Below are 18,931 nucleotides of genomic sequence, written 5' to 3' on the forward strand. Positions count from 1 at the left end.
AAGTTTGAAGTATTTATTGATTCCGGGGGGTTATTAACGTAAATCCATCAAAATCAATAAATGTAAACCGTTTAGCATCAAAAAATCGTTTTTCTTGGCTATTAACCACATAAACAGCATTTTCTTCGGGGTTGATGATCATATCACCAGGGTTGACATATCTATAACGTTGCAAATATGGGATTTCACCTTGATCTAGTGAGGCTGTAGCTAAGCCAATGGTTTTGTTACTTTGTAAGGCGTTTGTTCCTTGAAAATATCTGGCGTCAATTTTATGGTGAAATAATGTAAGAATTTCGCTGACATTCTTCGAACCATTATATTGGCTATTTACAGTAATATAGTATCTAGGGGAATTAATTTTGTAAGCTTGTTGTAGTGCTTTTCCCATTCCTTCAAAAAAATATTTCCCTATTTCTTTTGACCATATATTGAAATAGTAATTACAGAATAAACAGAAGAAGGAGGCATAAATTAATCCGCTTATAATAAAGCCAGATCTAAACCATCTCAAAGTAAGCGTTAGCCCCAAACCTGCAAAAATAATCATAAAATAATAGATTATATTGATGCGGTTAATGTTCACTGAGGCTATGACTATGCCTGTCCACAACCCTATGCCTAAACCTGCGAGGATGATAAAAGGGCCAAGCTTGATGGTTGGATTTGTGTTTGATTCGTCTTGGTTAGAAATAATTTTTACGATTAAGTATGCCAAACCCAAGACAACAAATGGTAGGGAGAATAGATATTGGGTTCCAAATTTATCTAACGCGTTCCATGGCGCGTCAGGATTCTGAAGGATTACTGTATTTAAAAGGCTGTTATAATTCGTTCCCAATTGTGCCCATAAATCGGAAGAGAAAAAGAGAATGTCTCCTGATCTTACACTTTCTGGAAAGAATGGCATTGTTATGGAGAGAAATTGAATGGTGGGTAATTTCAAGTAATTAATAATCATCACCAGCCAAATTGGAGCTGAAAGAAGAGAATAGATAAAAATGCTGATAATTATATCTTTGAAGTGAAAAATTCGCTTTATAAGCGCGTAAAGTGCGACGGAAAATAAAAAGATAGGTACAGTTAGAAACGCAATGCCATAGCTATACATGCATAATGAGAATGCAAACATTGCAAAATAAAGGTTGTATCTTTTATCCACTCCTTTGTTGAGAAAATAGCAACCTATAATAAAAAAATGAGGAAATAGATTGCAGTCTAAAGCCCACCGGCTTTGCATAATATGCCAAGGATTGATCGCTGCCAAAAACAACACAACTACAGCTGTTGTTCGGCCAAATGAATCTTTAATAAAACCATATAAAGCTAAGAGACCAAAAAGGCTGACGATGAGTAGTGGGAGTCTGGCGGTAACTTCGTTGAGCCCTCCGATTTTTATAAAGGGAACCATGAGGTACGAGAGCAGTACGCTCATTTGTCCGTAGCCCCAAGCTGTGAAATGTACAGGTAAGGACATACCGAAGCGATCGGTTCCGTAATCAGCAAGGGCTTTTGCATCTACCGCTGCCATCGCGCCATCTTGATTGAATCCACCAGGTATAACACCAAAATCCCATGACCTAACAATAATTGCTACTATTGCTATAATTGTCAGGAAAAAATTTTGATAGTTTACGGAGCTCCAATTACTAATTGAGCTGAAAAAACTAAATTTTAATTTATTACTTGGATGGGGATGGTTTGGTTGGTAAGTGAGTCGAATTATGAGAGCGAATATCACTGTGGCAAGTGTAAAACCGATAAATATAGTTTCAAAAATCATTTTTATTCTCCGTCAGAATGACGCTTTTCATTATTATTTGGGATTAGACGATCTTCCATGTTTTCAATGATATACCGAGGTCGTGCTTTTACTTCTTCATAAATTTTTTCGATATAAATTCCAATAACACCAACGGACATCATAAGTGTTCCACCTATAACCAATTGAAGTGCTATTACTGTAGTGAAGCCGCTCGCAGCATAACCCAAAATTTTCATTACTAATGTTTGACCAAGTAGGAATACGAAGGCAATCAAAAGGCCAAAACCTAAAAAAGCTGATGCATACAAAGGTGCTGCTGTGTAAGACGTAACTCCTTTTATTGCAAGCTTTACTAGGCTAATAAATGACCATTTGGATTCGCCAGCTTCGCGTTCTGCAACAATAAACTCCACTTGAGCTCGGGAAAATCCGATCCAGCTAGACATTCCTCGAAAGAAGGTTTGCTTTTCTGGCATGGCCTTCCATGCATTGATGGCTTTTCGGTCAAGCAACCTAAAGTCTGAGGCATTGTTTAAATCTATTCCCGAGGTTTTGTGAAGGATTTTGTAAAATATTCCAGCGCTTACTTTATATCTTAAACTTTCTTTGCCTCTATTTTTTTTAACTCCTTCGACAATATCGTAGCCTTCATTTTCCCATAGCTGGTACATCTGCGGAATTATTTCGGGAGGGTGTTGCATGTCTGCGTCTATACAAACACAGCAGTCGCCGGTAGCTAGGTCCAAGCCTGCACAAAGTGCACTTTCTTTTCCAAAATTTCGGCTTAGCTTTATTGCCTTTATTCCGGGTATCATCTGAGCGCTATCTTTGATTTTGCTCCAAGAACTATCTTTTGAACCATCATCAATTAGGATTAATTCATAATTGATTTTGCTGTTTTTTAAAATTGTTGTGACTCGCTCTATATTTTTTTGAATCATTTCGCTTTCATTGAACACCGGAATGATTACAGACAGAGTTTTTTGGGTCATTTTTATTCTCATTTTTAAAATATTTTTATGCAAAATAAATGAATTTTATGTTTTTTAGTCGTTAATTATTTGGCGTGACTGTAATGACTGTGTTTATCCAGTTGGCATGATCCCATCTTTCGTCTTTTAACGAAGATACTTTCAAATTTAGTATTTTTACTCCACGCACATCTATTTCATGTGTGGGGCGATATCGTTCATATCCATAAATAATGGTTGATTGCCAGAGTAATTTTCCATCGCCCCACACCGAAAACTGAACATCTGCAGTGCCCACCTCATCATCGAGTGCAACCATAAAGCTAAATATTTCAGCGTTGTCTGGTAATTGATATTGAATGTCAGAGTTGGCATGGGTGCCTATACCTTGGGCATATCTGCGATTAGCGACAGACAGTTTGTTGCCGTCAAAGCTACGGTTAACGGCCATGGTGCCGTGGTCTTGGCGGGCATAAACCAATGGTAAATTGGTTAACAGAACCTGTTTTTCTGTCAACTCAATTTGATGAATATGATACCGGTCGTATAAATAGGTCATCATCAGCCCGGTCGCCACCACAAAAAACCACAGTCCCAAAAATGGAATTCGATAACTGTATTTGAGAGTGTGTTGAAGGTTTGTAAATAGTTGATGATTCGTCAGTTGGTCTGTTAAGGCAATTATTAGTATTCCAACGGTTAACCACGATAAACCAAGCCAAATGTTTGAGCCGTTGATCTCCAGAATGATTAGCATATTCAGCGCACAAGCAATACTAATCAGCGCAGGATAGAATATTTTTTGACGCGCAGTTGCGCAATAACCCAATGCCATAACGGTAGCAGGAAATAGATATCGTTCATGCATGGCAGGCAGTAGCGTGAAAAATGCCAGGGCACATATAGTTGCCGCAAAAAGCGAATAACTTAATAATTGATTACTACCTACATACAATTTGTTTTTTATTAAAAAATAAACACCATGAATGAATATAAGGAGTGAAACTATTGAAAACAATAGCATTCCAAAATACTTTGCCATAAAGATACGCGCCCAGATTGAATCCTGCGGTACACCGAACAAAATAATATTGTCTGGTACGGTATTTCCCGTGAGCAGAATCCACAAGTTTGCGGCATTAAACGTAGTCATTGGGTATTGGCCTAGCGTATCAATATAGGCTTGGCGGAAGGATTGCCAGAAATGTCCGGCGATAATTGACGGTAAAAATATTAATACACCAAGAGCCACGGCAATCAAAATGCCAAGTAAGTGTTGGCGAATTTTATTAAAAAATAAAAAACCAAAAACAGGTGCAAAGGCAATTGTTTGGAATTTAGTTAGCAATGCCAGGGTAAAGAGTGGAATTGCCAAATGTGCATAGCGCCAGCTGCTGGCTGCAACCAAACTGCAATACACCATCACAGCAGGAACAAGATCCACTTGCCCCCAAATAGGGCCGTTCACCAAAATCGCTGGGTTAAAAACGGTAAGTACCATTACTGCTTGTAATAGTGCCGGTTTTGCTTTGGTGGTTTGTAATTGGCGAAAAATCACAATCGTTAATAAACAGTGGCATATTGTGACTGGAATTTGTGTTAAGAATTTTAAAAGATCATTGTGTTCAAGTGGTATTGCCGTCAGATTGTAAAATTTTCCAACCAAGTATAGCCAGTGAATATACACAGGAGGGTAGTTGCCATTAAAACCATCGTAGCCATTATTAGATAATTGACTTACCCAATCTTGCCAATAGCCTAAATCCTGACTGTAGCCTTTTAAAAATAATAAGCTGAAATTGAGTATAACCACGAATACTAAATAGGTTTGCAGTATGCTCGCCGGAGGCTGTGTGGTGGCGTGCGAAAATAGTGAGAGGCCGTTAATTGGTTCGATTGCTGGGCTGTTATTGTTGGATTCTTGAGCGTTCATAACGTTAATTTATACCGGTTATGTTGAATTAATCCTTTTTAATAATTTCACTAATATGAAATTTTGGTCTTCTTTTTACTTCTTCGTAAATTTTTGAAAGATACTCGCCAATTACTCCAAGACATAAAAGCTGCACACTGCCAATAAATAATAATGGCAGAAGTACAGATGCCCAGCCCGGCGTGGCATTATCGGTAAAAAAACGAATTGCCAGTACCCAAGCAATTAATGTGAATGATGCAAAGCCTGATACCAATCCCAGCACTGTGATCATGCGCAGTGGCGCCGTAGAAAATGCAGTAATACCTTTCCATGCAAAAGAGAGCATTTTTTTCAATGGGTATTTGCTTTCGCCGGCTTCGCGCGCTTGGCGTTCATATTCCACTACCGATGAGGGGTAGCCTACTTCACGTACTATGCCACGTAAAAACAAATTGGACTCATCGTATTCTTTGAGTGATTCCAGGGCGCGACGTGAGAGTAAGCGGAAGTCGGCATGATTGAAGACTAGATCTACCCCCATTTTTTTCATTAAATGGTAATAGCCTTCAGCGGTAAAACGCTTGAAAAATGTGTCGGTGTTGCGAGCCGAACGTACACCATAAACCACATCATTGCCTTTCAGGTATTCATCTACCATGGCTTCAATGTTTTGCGGGTCGTCTTGCAGGTCTGCATCTATGCTGACGGTGATGTCTTCTGTGGTGGTGCATAGTCCAGCATAAAGCGCATTCTGATGACCTTTGTTACGCGAAAGTTTAACCCCTACTAATGCGGAGTTTTGTGCAGCTTCTCGTGCGAGTATTTCCCAGGTTTTATCCTTGCTGCCATCATCGACCAAATAAATTTTGGATTTGTCATTAATTTTTCCGCGCGCAATCATCCCATCGCGTAATGCGAGCATGGTTGCCAATGTTTTGGGGAGCATTTCTTCTTCGTTGTAACAGGGTATGACGATTGCAAGAGACGGAATGAATGCAGTCATGTTAGTGATTCCTGTATATCCAGATTTTTTGAACCGCGAAGTTAATAAATACAGTAATGCCTGTTGCGATGAATTGCGCCACTAAATAATTTTCAACCCAGGGAATAGGCAAGTAGTTGTCAAACAGCCATAAAAAGGCGGCAAACAATACTGTATTGCAAAACAAGCCTATGCACACTGCAATAACAAATCGAGGGAAAGTCTCTGAGTGGCTTCGGCTGCTCTTGAAAGTGAAATGGTAGTTTGCCCAGTAGTTGAATAACGATGACAACACATATCCGGCAGCTGAAGCAAAAACCTCTGTTAACAGTTTTGTTTCAATAAAAATAATAAGTAGAAGGAATTGAATAAGACTGGAGATCCCTCCAATGCCAACGAATAGAGCGAAGCGTTTCATTGTTATTTTTACATTATATTTTTGAGGTTAATGCGCGCGCGCAGTTAAAAAGCGCCCGAACATTAACACATTTTTGCACAGGAAAGGATGTGAATTGCACGGTCTCAAATAGAATTCTTTTCCATGTTGGGTGACGCTGCTCTAGGCCCAGCGTAAAGCTGCGCCCATACGCTCGATATAGATATATTCAGGCTTGTTAGTTAAGGGGTGACAGGCGTGGCGTAAATGGTGATGATGCGCAGTAGACCCCATGTACTCCCAGCAATGGCCATCATTTACGCACAGTGGGTCACCCTCATTCAGGCGGTAACTGGCCAACTCATCCCACATTTTCTGCCATTCGGCATGGTTAATGTCGAGGTATTCCATTGCTTGTTTCCGCGTTTGAGTAAGGAGAAAAACAGCAGTTTGTGATTCCAATTTTGTATTATTAAATCTATTTGTCAACAAACATCTTTAACATAATGATTTAAAACAAAAATATTATTCTACAACTGTGGGTTGTGTCTCTTGGTTTTGACTTTTTTTACTCCTGTTTCGGTGAAAAAACATGCCTTTCGTATAAAAAATGAAAGGGAATAGTTATTCTTTTGAGCTAACCTTTCTGTTTATGTAATGTTTGTGTTCATGGGTATTATCGAAATATTGGAGGGGGCTATGAATATCAGTCAGGCGTCACAGGCTTGTGGTTTGCCGACTAAGACGATCCGCTTTTACGAGGAGGTTGGTCTGGTAGTGCCTGCGCGGCAAGCGTCTAATGGCTATAGAATTTACGCTATGGCAGATGTTGAGCGGTTGAGATTTTTGCAGCGGGCGAGGGCGGTGGGGTTTGGTCTTGAAGAGTGTCGCGAGTTGTTAGTGCTTTATTGTGATCCGGGGCGGCGTAATCTACAGGTTCGTCTATTGCTCAAAGGGTATCTGGGTAAGCTGGATCAGCAGTTTATTGCTTTGAATTCAATGCGCACCAGTTTGGAGTTGATGCTTGATGAATGTAGCGGGGATCCCGTGTCGATGGCTGCACAATCAGGTATGGAAAATCTGCCCCATCCAATGGCTTTTACACTCATTGATACCGGGTGCGATTGATGTTTTTCGTTGCCAAAAAGGCTATGATGCGCGCCGTTTAACATTTTGCGACAGGTGAAATTATGAGCATCAAATCCGATAAGTGGATGCGCCGGATGGCTGAAGAGCACGGCATGATTGAACCGTTTGAGCCGGGGCAAATTCGCTACGATGCTGCTGGTCAACGTATCGTTTCTTATGGCACCTCCAGTTATGGTTACGATGTTCGCTGCGCCGATGAGTTCAAGATTTTCACCAATGTGCACTCAACGGTGGTCGATCCTAAAAATTTTGACGAAAAAAGTTTTGTCGATATTAAAAGCGATGTTTGCATTATTCCCCCCAACTCCTTTGCGCTGGCCCGGACAGTTGAATATTTCAGAATTCCACGCAGTATTCTGACCGTTTGTTTGGGTAAATCTACCTACGCGCGCTGCGGTATTATTGTGAATGTCACCCCTCTCGAGCCGGAGTGGGAGGGGCATGTGACTTTGGAGTTTTCCAATACCACACCTCTACCTGCAAAAATTTATGCCAATGAAGGTGTGGCGCAAATGTTGTTTTTTGAATCGGATGAGATTTGTGAGACGTCCTATAAAGACCGCGGAGGTAAATACCAAGGTCAGCGTGGTGTGACTCTACCGCGCACTTAAGGTTATTGTCTCGGCTGAGGGCAGTTATGGGTGATGTAATCCAGTTTAAAAAACCGAGCCCTTTTGAAAAACATAAGGGTAAAACTCTATGTCGCAGTGGCTTCCATAAGTGGGAAGTTGTTAAGGAAAAGCAGTTTGATGTGAAGCAGGGGAAATTGGTCACTATCTATAAATGCGCTCGTTGTGGCGAGCAGAAGGTGGAGTTGAAATAAACGTCGAGGAAATAAAAAAGGCTCCGTAATGGAGCCTTTTTTGTGCAGCATCATTTAATGATGATGGCCACCAGCACCGTGAGCGTGGCCGTGGTTCAGCTCTTCTTCGGTGGCAGCGCGGATTTCGGTGATTTCTACATCAAAGGTTAAATCCACACCAGCTAATGGGTGGTTACCATCAATAGTCACTTGATCGCCTTCTACGTGGGTAACGGTGACGACTTGCAGGCCTTGCTCGGTTTCAGCATGAAATTCCATGCCAACTTCAATTTGTTCAATACCTGAAAACATGTTTGAGGGCAGTTGTTGTACCAAGCTGTCGTCGCGCAGGCCATAAGCTTCTGCTGCTTTAACGGCAACATTTAATTTATCGCCCACTTTTTTGCCTTCCAGTGCGTCTTCAAGGCCTGGAATGATGTTGCCTGCACCGTGTAAGTAAGACAGTGGCTCTTGACCTTCGGATGAGTCGAGCACCTTGCCTGAACCATCGGTCAGGGTGTAGTGGAAGCTGGCAACGCAATTTTCGGAGATATTCATAATGAACCTTTCAGGTTAAGTAAAAAGAAAACGATACAGGGTATAGATTAAAAATGGGTAATGGCTTTGCCATCAACTGTCGCTTTGTGGATATAAATGGTGTAGGTCTCACCTTTTTCTTCTTGCTGCAAGCGAACCAGTAGGTAGTTCCAGTCTTTGGCAAGCCAGGCATAGGTCACGCGCTCGTTATCTTCCCGGCTGCGTTTAATTTTTACGGTGTTGACTTTCCCCAATGGTGTTTCCAGCATTTCTTCGCCCACAGTAGCGAACTTGTATTTCTTGAGTCGACCGCCATCGGCAATCTGGTATTCAAAATTCTTGTGTCCATTGAGTAGGTCTTGCTGCATTTGCAATTGATAGCTTAATTTGTCCTGTACCTTCTGTGCTATGTCCATTTCCCAGCTGGTTTTTTGCACGTTATTGGTGACAGTTTTATTAGGCCAATCAAAAATTAATTCAGCATTGCGGTCTTTACCCAGGCTTCGACGCACATAGGTGTATCTTAGTGGGGTAATTGTTTGTTGTTTGGGGTTCCATTGCATATGGCTTTGTTCGGTAATGGTGCCAATCATGGAATCCGCTTTGAATAGCAAATTGTATTTGCCATCGTCTGTCTTGCTCAGGCGATTAGTGACGGTGATATTAAAGCCATAGAGCTTGGCTCTGTATTCATTGTCAAAGGTTTTGGGGGCTTCGGCTGCTAAAGTGGCGGTTGAAAGCAGGGTGGCCAGAGAGAGAAAAATGATACGGAGGCTGTGCATAGGAAATCCTTTAGGGCTCATTTGCCTCAATTTGATAACCACTTGCGGGTAAAAGTTCACCATTTAACAGGGCTTTACCTTCGTGCATCACTAGATGCCCCTGTGCGAACCATTTTATGGCAAGAGGGTAGATAATATGTTCTTGGCGCTGAACCCGCTTTGCCAGTTGCGTTGCGTCATCGCCTGGCAGAACTGGCACTCTTGCCTGAATTGCTGCAGGTCCACCATCCAGCTCCGCAGTGACAAAGTGAACGGTGACGCCATGATGGCTTTCGCCTGCATCCAATGCACGTTGATGAGTGTGCAATCCTTGAAATTTGGGCAGTAATGATGGGTGAATGTTTAGCATTCTTCCCAGGTAGTGCCGGGTGAATTCAGGGGTCAGAATACGCATAAAGCCCGCGAGTACGACCAAGTCGGGCTGATAGTGATCGATGGTTTGCATCAGTGCGGCATCAAAGGTTTCACGACTAGCGAAACCTTTATGATCGAGTACTTGCGTGACAATTCCTGCATCTTTGGCGCGTGTCAGGCCAAAAACATCCGGGCGATTGCTGATAACGGCAGCTATCTCAATGGGTAGCTCGCCGCTGTTGGCACCGTCAATCAGCGCCTGCAAGTTGCTGCCGCTACCAGAGATAAGAACAACAACACGCAGTTGGGGGCGAGAAGAGGTGGGCATGCAATTAGATACCTTGCAGTTCTACTTGATGCTCGTCAGCGTTTGCAGTGGCGATATGGCCAATTACAAATGCGTTTTCTCCGGCATTGCGCAAAATATTTAACGCATTGTCTTTTTCGCTTGCGGGGATTGCGATGACCATGCCAACACCGCAGTTAAAGGTGCGGTACATCTCGCGTATGTCTACATTGCCGCCGCACTGCAGCCATTGAAATACTGGAGGAAAAGCCCAGCTCTTGGTGTCGAGTACGGCTTTGGTTCCGTCAGGCAAAACACGCGGAATATTTTCCGTCAGGCCACCGCCGGTAATATGCGCCATAGCGTTAACGTGAGATTCTTTAATCAGTTTCAATACAGATTTAACGTAGATGCGCGTTGGTTCCATTAGGGCGTCACCTAACGGGCGACCGCCGCAATCCTGATTCAAATCGGCCTTGGTAACGTCGATGATCTTGCGGATCAGCGAGTAGCCGTTGGAATGCGGGCCACTGGAGGCGAGGGCGATTAGGGTGTCGCCCACTTTTACTTTGCTTCCATCAATAATTTCAGATTTTTCCACCACGCCTGTACAGAAACCTGCCAAGTCGTAGTCTTCACCTTCATACATGCCGGGCATTTCAGCGGTTTCACCGCCAACCAAGGAGCAGCCAGCTAATTCGCAGCCATCACCTATGCCTGACACTACTGCTGCGGCCACATCAACATTGAGTTTGCCGGTGGCGTAATAATCGAGGAAGAACAGTGGTTCGGCGCCAGTGACCACCAGGTCATTCACGCACATGGCAACCAGATCGATACCGATGGTGTCGTGTTTTTGCAAGTTCATGGCGAGGCGTAATTTAGTGCCTACACCATCAGTGCCAGAAACCAGAATGGGTTGGCGATAACCGGCAGGGATCTCTACCAGAGAAGCAAAACCGCCCAAGCCTGCCATCACTTCCGGGCGACGGGTGCGTTTGGCGACACTTTTAATGCGCTCGACCAGTGCGTCGCCAGCTTCGATATCAACGCCAGCGTCTTTGTAGCTAAGGGATGGGGTGGGAGTTTGGTTTTGGCTCATAGGAAATGGCTCACAGCTCTTGCAGTTGGAGTGGTTTAAAAAAAGGCCGCCATTCTAACAGCTTATGGTGAGGCGTGCAGTGCAAAGCACGGTTAGGGTGAAAGTTATTCTTCTACGGTGATGTTAGCGATGCTCGCGTATCTGTGAATTTCTTGAATCTGCGCCCAATTGCGCTTGCCGTTGGCTGGTTTAAGCCTGTTACAATGCGACCCCATCCCATTTATTGGCTGTTTTCAGGGGTTAATTTGGTGCGTCTTTCATTGATCCGTATCTTGTTGTGGTCGCTGTGTTTTATCTGTGTAAGTCCTGCTTATGCTGGTCAGCAGGTCGACATTTATCGTGCCCAAGCGCTGGTGAAATCCCAGGCTGAGGCTGAGCGTAATGCAGCGGCACGCGCGACTTTTGGCGAGTTAATGGTGCGAATCTCGGGGCAGCGCAATGCGCTCGATAACCCGGTTGTTCGCGCCGCTATGCCTAAAGCCCAAAACTATCTGTTTGGTTTTAGCTACAAATCCTCCAGTGAAAAACTGATCGAGGGCTCGCGTAGTTTTACCGCGCTTGCACTGCAATTGGATTACGAGCCGCAGGCTATTGGCCAGTTATTGCGTGACGCACAGTTGCCGCTCTGGCCTGCCCAGCGTCCAACCTTGTTGGTGTGGCTGGTATTCAAGGATTCTCGCGGTTTGCATCTAGTGCCCGAAGTTGTTGATTTTCAGGCGATCAACAGTGCTGCAGCTTATCGTGGTTTGCCCCTGATGTTCCCAAAGCACGATGTTGAGGACAGTATGTCTATTGTGGCCGATGATCTGTGGGCGGTGAATCAGGAAAAGATTTTGGCGGCTTCTGTTCGCTACAACGCTGACGCCATTTTGGTGGGGCGCTATATGCCTAGCAGCATGGGGTCAATTCCGCTTGCGATGGTGATCGATCCCCTAGCTACCGCCGATTCTGCCGAGACAGCTCTAGCAAGTTCTGCCGTGGCAGTTTCTCCTGCAGCTTCCAGTGCCAGCAGTGATGAAGGTGCTTTGGGCGTTGCGCCTGCCGAGCCTGCACAAGGTCCATGGCAGGGTGAGTGGCTGCTGTTGCACGGCGAAAACCAGACAAGATTTACCGATGAAACTCCTGAGGTTAAGGGGTTAGTTAATAATGTGATCGATCAGGTTGCCGATTATTTTGCGAATCAATACGCGATCATGCCAACCAACCAGGGCGCGCAACAGATAGTGTTGCGTGTGGGAAATATCACCAGTTTTGCCGCCTTTAAAGAAGTTCAAGCCTATCTTGAGGGGTTGGCTTTAGTGCAACGTATGGAAGTTGTCACTGTAAATGCAGAAGGTGTCGTTGTTCGATTGACGACAGAGGCGGATACCCGGCTCTTGACCAATACTCTGGCATTGGGGCGTCGTTTGGCACTTGCCCAGCCCGCAGTGATGGGGGCATCCCAGTCTGAACCAAGTCAAGGGGAAACATTGCCGGAGGGCATAGATGCAGAGGCAATGGCTGATTTTGAACGCGCCTTGGCCAGTGAGCAGATGCCTAATAACCCGGCTCCCGCGGATGCTCCGGTTACCGCTGCTATTAGCGACCTGCAACCGAGCGCGGCAGTTATTAATTCCGGCACTTTGCAGGATCCACTGATTTACGTTTGGCAGAAGTAGTGATGGTGAATTTGCCGCAACAATTGTCCCTGGGCGTTAACCTGAACGACGATGCCACCTTTGAAAATTTTTATGCGCCAACTGCAACTCACAACGCAATGGTGTTGCAGGGCCTGCGTCAGCAAGTTGATGGCAGTGGCGAGGCGTTTATCTATTTGTGGGGCGCACCGGGCTGCGGTTTAACGCACCTGCTGCAAGCGGCTTGTCACGAAGCGCAACGTTGTGGTTTGTCGGTGCAATATTTACCGCTGCGGGATTTGGCGGGTTACGCGCCTGATGAATTGTTTGTGGGCTTGGAGTCGGTGGATTTGGTTTGTCTGGATTGCTTGCCTGCAGTGGCTGGTCGTCCTGATTGGGAGCTGGCGATTTTTAATCTCTACAACCGTCTGCGCGATGAGGGCAAACGTTTGCTGGTTGCGGCAGAGTACGGGCCACGTGAGCTTGCCTTAACGCTGGAAGATTTGCGCTCACGTTTGCAATGGGGGCTGACTTATCAGGTTCACAGCTTGAGCGACGACGATAAACAACTCGCGTTGCAGTTGCGCGCCCGCGCCCGTGGCTTGGAGCTAAGTGATGATGTGGCGCAGTACATCATCCAGCGCTTACCGCGTGATACCAATGAGCTTTTTTGGCAATTACAGCGCTTGGATCATGCCTCGCTTGCCGAGCAACGTAAACTTACCATTCCTTTTGTAAAGAAAGTTCTAAGCATTTGATCTCCCCCCGCTTCATCTCCAGACTCCCTTGACACTGAACCCACTTTGGGTTTTCAGCGGAAAATGGGGCGTAAACCTCTGCTCGTCTTGGTAGTTTTTTGCCTAGTGTTGTTCGCTCTTGATGATAAGAACGATAGCGAAGCACCATTAATAACAACGACAACAACAGCAATGGGCCCCCTAGGTGGCCCGGTCAGGTAATGGAGAATTTCGATGGCTTTATGTACACCCACCCGTTTGATGGCGGGGCTGGCAATGGCCAGCCTTTCCGGTTTGCTATTGGGTTGCGGCAGCGGTGGTAGTGATCGCAGTGCGGCGGCGAGTTCAGTGGCAGTTAACTCCTCCGCACAAGCGACCACTAGCAGTGCCGCCGGCGCAAGCGCCCAACTTATCAAATTAAACCAATTGGGATTTTTGCCAAACTCAGCCAAATGGGCAGTGGTTCCCGATGTAACGGCTACGCGGTTTATATTGGTAGACGCTGCTACCGGTGCAGAAGCCTTCAGTGCTGATTTGACTGTCGCCGCAACTTGGGCGGAAGCAGGAGAAAAAGTTAAGCTGGCAGATTTTTCCAGCGTTAAAACGCCGGGCAGTTACCGGTTGCGCGTAGCAGGCTCACCGGATTCCCATGCGTTCAGCATTGCTGAAAATGTGTATGGCGCGGTGACGGCGGCGAGCATTAAAGCCTTTTACTTTAACCGCAATAGCGCGGAATTATTGCCGGAACATGCCGGTGTTTACGCGCGTCCCTTGGGGCATCCGGACACCGAAGTATTGATACACGCCTCGGCAGCGACGATTGAGCGGCCCGAAGGCTCCGTCATTAGTAGCCCTAAAGGGTGGTACGACGCTGGCGATTACAACAAATACATTGTGAACTCAGGCATTTCTACTTACTCGCTTCTAGCAGCTTACGAGCACTATCCGGAATTTTTCGCCACACAAAACCTGAATATTCCTGAAAGTAACGACAACATCCCTGATCTTTTGAACGAGGCGCTGTGGAATCTGGAGTGGATGTTGACCATGCAAGACCCCGTCGATGGCGGTGTTTACCACAAACTCACCAACAAAAATTTTGATGGCACCGTGATGCCACATCAAGCAACCACTGAGCGTTATGTAGTACAAAAATCCACTGCAGCAGCGCTGGATTTCGCGGCGGTAATGGCGACGGCCAGCCGAGTGTTTGCCGCCTATGAAAACGAATTGCCGGGTTTATCCGCGCGCATGGTGGCTGCTGCAGAATCGGCCTGGCAATGGGCCGAGGCCAATCCTGCGGTGATATACCAGCAGCCTGCAGATATCAAAACCGGTGAGTACGGCGATCGCCAATTGGCAGATGAGTTTTTCTGGGCGGCAGCCGAGCTGTACATCACCACCAGGAAGGATAGTTACTACCAGGCGTCCAACGCAGCCAATACCACCGCGACGGTTCCTTCTTGGGGTGATGTGCGCAGTCTCGGATGGATCTCCCTTGCGCATCATCGCGCGCAACTTACCGCGGCGGCTGATCAAGCGCTGATTACGGGGCGTATCCAAGGTTTAGCCAACCAGTCGCGCTCGGTCTGGGCGGGTTCTGCCTACCGCGTGACCATGCAGACCGGGGATTTTATTTGGGGTAGTAATTCGGTGGCCTTGGGGCAGGCGATGATCTTATTGCAGGCTTATCGATTGAACCCCAGCGAACGCGATTATCTGGATGCAGCCCAGGCAGCGTTGGATTACGTATTAGGACGCAATGCGGTGGATACCTCCTTTGTTACCGGGTTTGGGCACAAATCCACTCTGCATCCCCATCATCGTCCCTCAGCTGCCGATAAGATTGAGGCGCCCATTCCCGGTTTTATCGCTGGTGGCCCGCAACCGCGCCAGCAGGACAAAGATGATTGTCCCGTGTCCTATCCGTCGGCAATTCCTGCCAAATCTTATCTTGACCACTATTGCAGTTATGCCAGCAATGAAATTGCGATTAACTGGAATGCTCCCTTGGTGTACGTATCGGCGGCGTTGCAAGTGCTTACCAAGTAGTTACTAGTTAAATTGCACCTCTTTAGGCAGCTCCGCGACCACGCGTTGCTGACTAAAAGGGCAGATAAATTCCAGCCGATAAGCTAATAGCTGCAAACCTACGCTCGCCTTCTTGCCGTAAACACGGTCGCCCACAATGGGGTGGCCGATGTTAGCTAGATGGCGGCGAATTTGATGTTTGCGGCCGGTTTCGATGGTTACATCCAGCAGGGTTTTATTATTTTCCGCACGAATTTTTTTGATGTGAGTGATGGCCGATTTGCCATCCAGCTCGTAGCTCAGCGTTAAACCGCTTGTGGGTACTTCGCAGTCATCCACCACCCAAGCTTGATAAAATTTGTGCATATCGCGTGCTTGAAACAAGGTTGATAGTTTTGCGGCGGCTTGACTGTCGTGTGCCAGAATAATTAATCCGCTCGCATCGCCATCCAAACGATGCACTAAAAAACACTCGCGTTTTTCACGCCCCTGGGTAAATTGCCCGTTCACTTCGACCCACCGTAAAATGCTACAGTGATCGCCCCATTGGGAACCCTGTGAGAGCATGCCTGGCGGCTTGAACCAAATACTGTAGTTGCCGGCATCGTAAATCAGCGTGGCAGTTTCCGGTTTGCGCGCAAGCACTTGTTCGTCGTAAAAAAATTGGATGCGTGAGCCTTTGTATAACACCTTGGTTGCACGCCGTAAGCGTAGGGTTTTCCCTTTGAGTGTCCACCAGACGGCGCCTTTATTCATCGCATCTTTAATGCGCTGCTTGGACAATCCAGTGCCTTCTGCCAACAAATCGAGCGCAGTCTGCTCAGTTTGGGTGACGGTGAATTCAAATTTTTGCGGTATTTCAAACGAAGTATCGGACATTATTTAGCTTTGATTAAGTGAGAAAAACTGTGGCAGAAAAGGCAACAATTTATAAAGCAACGATTACCCTGGCAGATATGGATCGCAATGTGTATGGCGATTATAACCTGACTGTCGCACTGCATCCGTCGGAAACGGTGGAGCGTATGATGGTGCGCATTCTAGCCTTTTGTTACTGCGCTGCGGAAAATTTAACCTTCACCAAAGGTCTCTCTTCCATGGATGAGCCTGATCTGTGGTTAAAACATGACAACGGCACGATTTTGCAATGGATTGAAGTGGGGCAGCCGGCGCCGGATCGTTTAAAAAAAGCCTCGGGTCAAGCGCAAGCTGCGCGCGTGTTTACCTATGGGCGCGGTATGGATGTTTGGTGGAAAACCAATGGCGCCGCCATTCGCGCACTGCCTAAAGTATCCATTCACTATTTTGCCGCCGATGAATTACAGCAGCTGTGCGCGCTAGCCGATAAAACCATGAAACTAAGCGTAACCATCACCGAAACTATTGCTTATGTATCATCGGCGACTGAAAACCTGACAATTAGTTTGCGTGAGATGGAGTAAGGATTAATGACTGAGCCAATGAATAGCCTGATGAATAGCCCATTATTAACAGTTGTCGATATCACCCTCGACAATGCCCAGCAGTATCTAATTGATGAATCATTCAATCGTCCGGTAGTCATCGATTTTTGGGCTGATTGGTGTGGCCCCTGTAAAAATCTGATGCCCATTTTGGAAAAGTTAGCCAATGAATACGCGGGTGCTTTTTTATTGGCAAAAGTAAATGCCGATGATCAACAAATGATTTCATCGCAATTTGGCGTGCGCAGTTTGCCGACGGTAATGATTATGAAGGAGGGCCAACCCGTTGATGGCTTCACCGGTGCCTTACCTGAAGTACAAGTGCGTGAAGTGCTTGCCAAGTATTTGCCTAAGCCGTGGGAAGCGCCGCTACAACAAGCCAGAGAGTTAATTGCGCAGGCGCAATATGCACAAGCGTTGCCGCTGTTGCGTCAGGCTTACGATCAGTCGAATCACTTGGCGGCGATCGGGTTATTAATCGCCCAGTGTCATTTGGAATTAAATCGTATTGATAATGCAGAAGCGATTTTATCCACCATAAAAATGGTCGATCAGGATGCTTTTTACGAACAATTAATGGCGCAGGTGGCGCTGAAAAAACAAGCCGCCAAAACACCTGAATTATCTGCCTTGGAAGCTGCTCACGCTGCCGCACCCGAAGACTTACAGGTGCGTTTGCAATTGGCGCTGCAATACCATCAGGAACTCGAGCACCGTTTGGCGCTTGAGCATTTACTGGCGATTTTGCGTAAGGATCGCAACTTTGCAGAAGGTGAGGCGCGGCAATCGTTTAATACCATTATTGCATCGCTCGGTAAGGCAGACCCTTTAGCGATTGAGTTCCAGCGCAAGTTATTTACCTTGCTTTACTAGGCTTTACCTGCCTCTAAATGGTTGTTGCGGGAAAAAATAGGTACACTGGGGTGGCTGTAAAATTACTGTAAAACCCCGCCCGCGTGGCGCTAGACCTTGGTAGCAGTTGCGCTACTGCTAGAGGATTTTGATAGACAATGAGTATTCGCTATTCCCTGATCGCATGTTTGGCCATAGTCTTTTTGGCTGTGGCCGGGTGCAGCAAAGGTAAAGAGGAGTCCGCAGATTTACCTCACTTTTGCAAACAGGATGGCTCTCGCCTGCTGATCAAACAGGGTAAGGTTCGGCTGGAAATAATGCCCAAAGTTGGTGGCCGTATCTCGTCGCTCAAATATGCAGGGCATGAGTTGCTGGTGCCCATTGTCGATTTGGATAAGGTGACTGACTGGGGCACCGTGCTCTGGTCCAGCCCTCAAACTGATTGGGGCTGGCCGCCCATTGATGTGCTGGACAACAAACCTTATCGTTTAACCACCGAAGAAGATCGTGTGGTATTGATGAGCGAAATAGATCAACGCACCGGCTATCAATTCACCAAAACTTACCGCCCTAGCGGTGTTGATCGGATTACCATCGACTATCGCATTGCCAATCACAGCACCGAACGCAAGAATGTAGCGCCGTTGGAAGTGACGCGCCTGCCATCCTCTGGCAGTTTATTTTTCCCGAGCGGTGACAGCGAAATTTCCAGTGGTCTTTTTTATCCGTTGGATGTGCAGATGATTGATGAGCTAACCTGGTTTGATTATGACAAGAAAAAAATTCGCACCGACCATCACAAGATGATGCAAGACGGCAAAGAAGGTTGGATGGCGTATGTTGACCAAGGTTATTTATTAGTAAAAGAATTTAATGACAGCCCTGCGGGTACAACTGCCAAGGGTGAAAGTGAAATAGAAATATTTGCTCATGTTGAGCATATTTTTATTGAGATGAAACAACAGGCGTCTTTGGTTACACTTGAGCCTGGGCAGCATCTGGATTGGACAGTGATCTGGCACGTAAAAAAGTTACCGACAGACCTTGCTGAAAATCCCACCCCACAAGCCCTCGCGGCTTATGTGCGCAATCTATTACAGTCTGGCGCCGACTAAAAATACCAGTTATTGGTGCGGTAAAGCACGATGAGATTTTAAAAAAGCGAGCATCATTGATGCTCGCTTTTTTGTTTGTGAACAATTAATCACACT

Annotated in this window: 19 protein-coding genes and 1 pseudogene; 9 read left to right on the forward strand and 11 right to left on the reverse strand. The window is 46.0% G+C overall.

Annotation, left to right across the window (positions count from 1 at the left end; genetic code table 11):
* Positions 1 to 13: 13 nt before the first annotated feature.
* The 6 genes from NNX04_RS00980 to NNX04_RS01005 all read right to left on the reverse strand — a co-directional run bounded on the left by NNX04_RS00980 (position 14) and on the right by NNX04_RS01005 (position 6,420).
* Positions 14 to 1,783 carry an ArnT family glycosyltransferase gene (locus NNX04_RS00980; protein WP_007642166.1) on the reverse strand — a complete coding sequence of 590 codons (1,770 nt, stop codon included), beginning with the start codon at positions 1,781 to 1,783 and terminating at the stop codon, positions 14 to 16.
* 2 nt (positions 1,784 to 1,785) lie between these two features.
* Positions 1,786 to 2,757, reverse strand: coding sequence for a glycosyltransferase family 2 protein (locus tag NNX04_RS00985; protein ID WP_040391832.1), 972 nt, complete (start codon positions 2,755 to 2,757; stop codon positions 1,786 to 1,788).
* 61 nt (positions 2,758 to 2,818) lie between these two features.
* On the reverse strand, positions 2,819 to 4,669 hold the full coding sequence (locus tag NNX04_RS00990; RefSeq protein WP_007642164.1) for an NPCBM/NEW2 domain-containing protein: 1,851 nt from the start codon (positions 4,667 to 4,669) through the stop codon (positions 2,819 to 2,821).
* 28 nt (positions 4,670 to 4,697) lie between these two features.
* Positions 4,698 to 5,654 (reverse strand): glycosyltransferase family 2 protein, encoded by a 957-nt coding sequence (locus NNX04_RS00995; RefSeq protein WP_040391831.1) that lies wholly within the window; start codon positions 5,652 to 5,654, stop codon positions 4,698 to 4,700.
* 1 nt (position 5,655) lies between these two features.
* Entirely contained in the window at positions 5,656 to 6,051 is a 396-nt protein-coding gene (locus NNX04_RS01000; RefSeq protein WP_261947196.1) for a GtrA family protein, read from the reverse strand.
* Positions 6,052 to 6,192: 141 nt separating this feature from the next.
* Positions 6,193 to 6,420: a hypothetical protein gene (locus tag NNX04_RS01005; protein WP_007642161.1), complete on the reverse strand. Its 228-nt coding sequence runs from the start codon at positions 6,418 to 6,420 to the stop codon at positions 6,193 to 6,195.
* A 288-nt stretch (positions 6,421 to 6,708) separates the two neighbouring features.
* On the opposite strand from NNX04_RS01005, the gene NNX04_RS01010 reads away from it, so the two are divergent.
* The 3 genes from NNX04_RS01010 to NNX04_RS01020 all read left to right on the forward strand — a co-directional run bounded on the left by NNX04_RS01010 (position 6,709) and on the right by NNX04_RS01020 (position 7,981).
* Positions 6,709 to 7,137, forward strand: coding sequence for a MerR family transcriptional regulator (locus NNX04_RS01010; RefSeq protein WP_157152526.1), 429 nt, complete (start codon positions 6,709 to 6,711; stop codon positions 7,135 to 7,137).
* A gap of 62 nt (positions 7,138 to 7,199) precedes the next feature.
* The gene (gene dcd / locus NNX04_RS01015; RefSeq protein ID WP_007642150.1) at positions 7,200 to 7,769 is read left to right on the forward strand and encodes a dCTP deaminase; all 570 of its coding nucleotides are present in this window, start codon (positions 7,200 to 7,202) and stop codon (positions 7,767 to 7,769) included.
* Between the two features lie 26 nt (positions 7,770 to 7,795).
* Complete coding sequence (locus NNX04_RS01020; protein WP_007642146.1) at positions 7,796 to 7,981, forward strand: hypothetical protein; 186 nt, start codon at positions 7,796 to 7,798, stop codon at positions 7,979 to 7,981.
* A 54-nt stretch (positions 7,982 to 8,035) separates the two neighbouring features.
* Here NNX04_RS01020 and NNX04_RS01025 read toward each other — a convergent pair whose 3' ends face one another.
* From NNX04_RS01025 to purM, 4 genes and pseudogenes are all read right to left on the reverse strand, one after another.
* A complete protein-coding gene (locus NNX04_RS01025) occupies positions 8,036 to 8,518 on the reverse strand; it encodes an FKBP-type peptidyl-prolyl cis-trans isomerase (RefSeq protein ID WP_007642144.1) in 483 nt (160 codons plus the stop codon).
* 155 nt (positions 8,519 to 8,673) lie between these two features.
* Positions 8,674 to 9,342 (reverse strand): annotated as a pseudogene (locus tag NNX04_RS01030) (DUF3108 domain-containing protein); the annotation flags it as partial.
* Complete coding sequence (gene purN / locus NNX04_RS01035; protein ID WP_261947197.1) at positions 9,290 to 9,961, reverse strand: phosphoribosylglycinamide formyltransferase; 672 nt, start codon at positions 9,959 to 9,961, stop codon at positions 9,290 to 9,292. The pseudogene NNX04_RS01030 and the gene purN, both read right to left, overlap by 53 nt.
* Positions 9,962 to 9,965: 4 nt before the next feature.
* Positions 9,966 to 11,021, reverse strand: coding sequence for a phosphoribosylformylglycinamidine cyclo-ligase (gene purM, locus NNX04_RS01040; protein ID WP_261947198.1), 1,056 nt, complete (start codon positions 11,019 to 11,021; stop codon positions 9,966 to 9,968).
* A gap of 248 nt (positions 11,022 to 11,269) precedes the next feature.
* Between purM and NNX04_RS01045 the strand changes: the two genes are divergently transcribed.
* The 3 genes from NNX04_RS01045 (at position 11,270) to NNX04_RS01055 (ending at position 15,426) form a co-directional block, all read left to right on the forward strand.
* Entirely contained in the window at positions 11,270 to 12,679 is a 1,410-nt protein-coding gene (locus tag NNX04_RS01045; protein WP_261947199.1) for a DUF2066 domain-containing protein, read from the forward strand.
* Positions 12,667 to 13,395, forward strand: coding sequence for a DnaA regulatory inactivator Hda (gene hda / locus NNX04_RS01050; protein ID WP_232283062.1), 729 nt, complete (start codon positions 12,667 to 12,669; stop codon positions 13,393 to 13,395). Before NNX04_RS01045 ends, hda begins: the two co-directional genes overlap by 13 nt.
* Before the next feature lie 213 nt (positions 13,396 to 13,608).
* Positions 13,609 to 15,426 (forward strand): glycoside hydrolase family 9 protein, encoded by a 1,818-nt coding sequence (locus NNX04_RS01055; protein ID WP_261947200.1) that lies wholly within the window; start codon positions 13,609 to 13,611, stop codon positions 15,424 to 15,426.
* 3 nt (positions 15,427 to 15,429) lie between these two features.
* Here the strand turns inward: NNX04_RS01055 and NNX04_RS01060 are convergent, their stop codons facing one another.
* Positions 15,430 to 16,284, reverse strand: a complete 855-nt coding sequence (locus NNX04_RS01060) for an RluA family pseudouridine synthase (RefSeq protein WP_261947201.1) — start codon at positions 16,282 to 16,284, stop codon at positions 15,430 to 15,432.
* Between the two features lie 29 nt (positions 16,285 to 16,313).
* Here NNX04_RS01060 and NNX04_RS01065 point away from each other — a divergent pair, with 29 nt between their 5' ends.
* The 3 genes from NNX04_RS01065 (at position 16,314) to NNX04_RS01075 (ending at position 18,835) form a co-directional block, all read left to right on the forward strand.
* Complete coding sequence (locus tag NNX04_RS01065) at positions 16,314 to 16,847, forward strand: YaeQ family protein (protein WP_261947202.1); 534 nt, start codon at positions 16,314 to 16,316, stop codon at positions 16,845 to 16,847.
* A gap of 6 nt (positions 16,848 to 16,853) precedes the next feature.
* Positions 16,854 to 17,741 (forward strand): thioredoxin, encoded by an 888-nt coding sequence (gene trxA, locus NNX04_RS01070; RefSeq protein WP_261947203.1) that lies wholly within the window; start codon positions 16,854 to 16,856, stop codon positions 17,739 to 17,741.
* Positions 17,742 to 17,878: 137 nt separating this feature from the next.
* Entirely contained in the window at positions 17,879 to 18,835 is a 957-nt protein-coding gene (locus NNX04_RS01075; RefSeq protein WP_261947204.1) for a DUF4380 domain-containing protein, read from the forward strand.
* Positions 18,836 to 18,931: the final 96 nt, after the last annotated feature.

Source organism: Cellvibrio sp. QJXJ, from assembly GCF_024452345.1.
GTDB lineage: Bacteria > Pseudomonadota > Gammaproteobacteria > Pseudomonadales > Cellvibrionaceae > Cellvibrio.

Excerpts from the sequence above, each read along its gene's own strand:
- NNX04_RS00980 (WP_007642166.1), bottom strand. The coding sequence starts at position 1,783 with ATGATTTTTGAAACTATATTTATCGGTTTTACACTTGCCACAGTGATA.
- NNX04_RS01060 (WP_261947201.1), bottom strand. The coding sequence starts at position 16,284 with ATGTCCGATACTTCGTTTGAAATACCGCAAAAATTTGAATTCACCGTC.
- trxA (WP_261947203.1), top strand. The coding sequence starts at position 16,854 with ATGACTGAGCCAATGAATAGCCTGATGAATAGCCCATTATTAACAGTT.
- NNX04_RS00990 (WP_007642164.1), bottom strand. The coding sequence starts at position 4,669 with ATGAACGCTCAAGAATCCAACAATAACAGCCCAGCAATCGAACCAATT.
- NNX04_RS01025 (WP_007642144.1), bottom strand. The coding sequence starts at position 8,518 with ATGAATATCTCCGAAAATTGCGTTGCCAGCTTCCACTACACCCTGACC.
- NNX04_RS01075 (WP_261947204.1), top strand. The coding sequence starts at position 17,879 with ATGAGTATTCGCTATTCCCTGATCGCATGTTTGGCCATAGTCTTTTTG.
- NNX04_RS01055 (WP_261947200.1), top strand. The coding sequence starts at position 13,609 with ATGGCTTTATGTACACCCACCCGTTTGATGGCGGGGCTGGCAATGGCC.
- dcd (WP_007642150.1), top strand. The coding sequence starts at position 7,200 with ATGAGCATCAAATCCGATAAGTGGATGCGCCGGATGGCTGAAGAGCAC.
- purM (WP_261947198.1), bottom strand. The coding sequence starts at position 11,021 with ATGAGCCAAAACCAAACTCCCACCCCATCCCTTAGCTACAAAGACGCT.
- NNX04_RS01020 (WP_007642146.1), top strand. The coding sequence starts at position 7,796 with ATGGGTGATGTAATCCAGTTTAAAAAACCGAGCCCTTTTGAAAAACAT.
- NNX04_RS01010 (WP_157152526.1), top strand. The coding sequence starts at position 6,709 with ATGAATATCAGTCAGGCGTCACAGGCTTGTGGTTTGCCGACTAAGACG.
- NNX04_RS01000 (WP_261947196.1), bottom strand. The coding sequence starts at position 6,051 with ATGAAACGCTTCGCTCTATTCGTTGGCATTGGAGGGATCTCCAGTCTT.
- NNX04_RS00985 (WP_040391832.1), bottom strand. The coding sequence starts at position 2,757 with ATGACCCAAAAAACTCTGTCTGTAATCATTCCGGTGTTCAATGAAAGC.
- NNX04_RS01005 (WP_007642161.1), bottom strand. The coding sequence starts at position 6,420 with ATGGAATACCTCGACATTAACCATGCCGAATGGCAGAAAATGTGGGAT.
- NNX04_RS00995 (WP_040391831.1), bottom strand. The coding sequence starts at position 5,654 with ATGACTGCATTCATTCCGTCTCTTGCAATCGTCATACCCTGTTACAAC.
- purN (WP_261947197.1), bottom strand. The coding sequence starts at position 9,961 with ATGCCCACCTCTTCTCGCCCCCAACTGCGTGTTGTTGTTCTTATCTCT.